Annotated in this window: 3 protein-coding genes; all 3 read left to right on the top strand. The window is 60.1% G+C overall.

What is annotated here, in order from left to right; translation table 11 throughout:
* Positions 1 to 104: 104 nt before the first annotated feature.
* Positions 105 to 1,328: a GTP-binding protein gene (locus FHT97_RS30575; RefSeq protein ID WP_183756509.1), complete on the top strand. Its 1,224-nt coding sequence runs from the start codon at positions 105 to 107 to the stop codon at positions 1,326 to 1,328.
* Between the two features lie 26 nt (positions 1,329 to 1,354).
* On the top strand, positions 1,355 to 1,657 hold the full coding sequence (locus FHT97_RS30570; RefSeq protein ID WP_183756510.1) for a hypothetical protein: 303 nt from the start codon (positions 1,355 to 1,357) through the stop codon (positions 1,655 to 1,657).
* A gap of 31 nt (positions 1,658 to 1,688) precedes the next feature.
* On the top strand, positions 1,689 to 3,043 hold a 1,355-nt coding region (locus FHT97_RS30565; protein WP_246712869.1), incomplete at its 3' end, for an ABC transporter transmembrane domain-containing protein.

Genomic DNA, 3,043 nt, shown 5'->3' with positions numbered 1-3,043 from the left:
CCAGCGGGCTGTTCCCGACGAGCACATTCAACAGCACCAACTACTACGTGGACGTGGCATTCAGGCAGCAGCTCGCAGCGTAACAGCGAGTGGGGAGAGTGTACATGACAGGTGGCGACAAGCGCCTCCCAGTATCGGTTTTGGCGGGTTTCCTCGGCGCAGGAAAAACAACCATCCTCAACCATGTCTTGCGTAACCGGGAAGGACGCCGGGTCGCCGTGATCGTCAATGACATGAGCGAGATCAACATCGATGCCGAGCTCGTTCGTGATGGCGGCGCCAACCTGTCGCGCACCAATGAAACCCTGGTGGAACTCACCAACGGATGCATCTGTTGCACCCTTCGTGACGACCTGTTGACCGAGGTCCGCCGTCTCGCCGCCGACGGTCGCTTCGACTATCTGTTGATCGAAGGCACCGGCATTGCCGAACCGCTGCCAATTGCGGCTACGTTTTCTTTCCGTGACGAGAACGGCCTTGCGCTCTGTGACGTGGCGCGGCTGGATACCATGGTCTCGGTGGTCGATGCGGCAAACCTGCTTGCAAATTATTCGAGCGCCGATTTCCTGAGCGATCGCGGCGAAACTCGCGACACCGATGACAAACGAACGCTTGTAGACCTGCTCGTAGAGCAGATCGAATTTGCCGATGTCGTCGTGATCAACAAGGTTTCCGAAGTTGCCGCCGAAACCCGGACGGCCGTTCGCCGGATCGTCGCGGCCCTCAATCCGGATGCGCGTGTCATCGAAACCGACTTCGGTGCGCTTCCCCTGTCGACCATTCTCGATACCGGCCTCTTCAGCGAGGCCAAATCGGCCCGCCACCCGTACTGGCATAAGGAGCTCTACGGATGGGGAGACCACGTCCCCGAGACCGAGGAATACGGGATTTCGAGCTTCGTCTATCGCGCACGCCGTCCTTTCGACCCCGCCGCGCTCGACCGCTTTCTCGCGCAGCAGTGGCCGGGCCTCATTCGCGCCAAGGGACATTTTTGGCTGGCGACGCGGCCGAACGAGATCGGGCTCCTTTCGATTGCCGGTACACAGCGACGCATGGATACCAAGGGCTTCTGGTGGGCAAGCGTGTCAAAGGCGCATTGGCCACGCTATCCGCAGTTCCGCCAATTGCTCGACCGCCATTGGGATCTGGTCTTCGGCGATCGCCGCCAGGAACTGGTGTTCATCGGCGCCGGGCTTGACCAGCAAGGGATCAGCACAGCGCTCGACGACTGCCTTTTCGGGGAAGAGACCCACTTTGACCCGGAACTCGGCAGACAGCTTGCCGACCCCTTCCCTGCCTGGCAGCAGGCGCACCATCACCATCAATGAGCACGTTCCAAACGAGGAGATCGACAATGAGCAACGAACTTTATGCCGACGGTATCGGCGAGATCACGGTAACCGGCACGATCGTCCGCATCGACCTGATGTCGCTGTCGGCCACCGAACGGGATGCCAGCAACAATCCGAAACCGGTCTTCCGGCAGAGGATCATCATGCCCGTCGATGCGTTCGCGAATGCAGTCGACCTGATGCAGAAGGCATTGGGCGGACTGGTCGAGGCCGGCGCCGTGCGGCGCGTCAACGACCCCAATCAGAAGGCTGAGATCATCCCTCCTTCCGGTGCCTCGGGCAACGCGTCGCCGAACTTCAACTGACGAACCATCAACGCAGACACCCGGGTGGGCCATGAGTACGTTTTTGCACACCAACCTACATTGCCTTGCTCTCGTGGCACGCCACCATGGCGTTGACCTGTCACCCGAGCGCCTGCAACACGATTACGCAGTCAATGACCAACCCGTCGCGCTTCGACAATTGTTGCGCATGGCCAAAGATGCCGGGCTGCGCGCCCGGCATATCAGCCTCAGCTGGACTTCGCTTCTTGGGCTCGGCGAAGCCTTTCCTGTGCTGGCGGAGCTCGAGAACGGCAACTGGGTCGTGATTGCCGGGCCTGCAATGGGCGAAGAGGAGCCGATGATCAGGGTCCTCGATCCCCTGGCCGAGCGCCCCGACTTCATTCACCTGAGCGAAGAGCAGTTCACCCGATCCTGGCGGGGATCCGTCGTGATGATGAAGCGGAACTACGGCCTTAACGATGCCGATCAGCCATTCGGTTTCCGCTGGTTCATTCCCGAAATCATCAAGCAGCGCAGTTTCTTCCGCGACGTTGCGCTTGCCGCCATCGTCCTTTATGGCCTCGGTCTGATGACGCCAATCTTCTTCCAGCTCGTCATCGACAAGGTGCTGGTGCATCAAAGCTATGCAACGCTCACGGTCCTGACGATTGGCATCGCCATTGCCCTTGTCTTCGATGCCGCCTTCAGCTTCCTGCGGCGCTACCTGCTGCTCTATGCCACGAACCGGATCGATATCCGCATCGCGACACGCACGTTCGGGCATCTGCTCAATCTTCCAATCGCCTTGTTCGAACAGGCGTCAGCTGGGGTCCTTGTCAAGCACATGCAACAGACGGGAAGGATCCGCGAGTTTCTGACCGGTCGCCTGTTTCTGACCCTCCTCGATGGCGTGTCGCTCCTGGTCTTCATTCCGATCCTGCTTCTCTACAGCGTCAAGCTCACCCTGGTCGTCATTGGCTTTGCAGCACTCGTCGGCCTGGTCGTCGCGCTGCTGGTCGGACCCTTCCAACGTCGCCTCCAGGCCCTCTACAAGGCCGAGGGCGACCGACAAGCACTGCTTGTGGAAACTGTGCACGGGATGCGCACCGTCAAGTCGCTGGCGCTTGAACCCCGCCAGCGCCGTGCCTGGGATGATTATTCCGCGCAATCGATTTCCGTTCGTTTCCGGGTCGACAAGATCTCGACCGTCGCCCAATCGATGACCGGGCTCCTCGAAAAGCTGATGAGCGTTGCGATCATCGGGCTCGGCGCTCTCGACGTCTTCAGCGGCGCGATGACGATTGGCGCATTGGTCGCATTCAACATGCTGGCCGGTCGCGTGTCTGGCCCGCTTGTCCAGATCGTGACGATGGTTCACGAGTACCAGGAAGTTGCGCTTTCGGTGCGGATGCTGGGTGAGATCAT

Source organism: Rhizobium sp. BK399, from assembly GCF_014194695.1.
Classification (GTDB): domain Bacteria; phylum Pseudomonadota; class Alphaproteobacteria; order Rhizobiales; family Rhizobiaceae; genus Rhizobium.
Note: the sequence above shows the minus strand (reverse complement) of the source record. Positions and strands in the feature narration are given on the sequence as shown.

What these genes read in the sequence shown, in the direction of transcription:
- FHT97_RS30575 (WP_183756509.1), top strand. Translation starts at nt 105, where the DNA reads ATGACAGGTGGCGACAAGCGCCTCCCAGTATCGGTTTTGGCGGGTTTC.
- FHT97_RS30570 (WP_183756510.1), top strand. Translation starts at nt 1,355, where the DNA reads ATGAGCAACGAACTTTATGCCGACGGTATCGGCGAGATCACGGTAACC.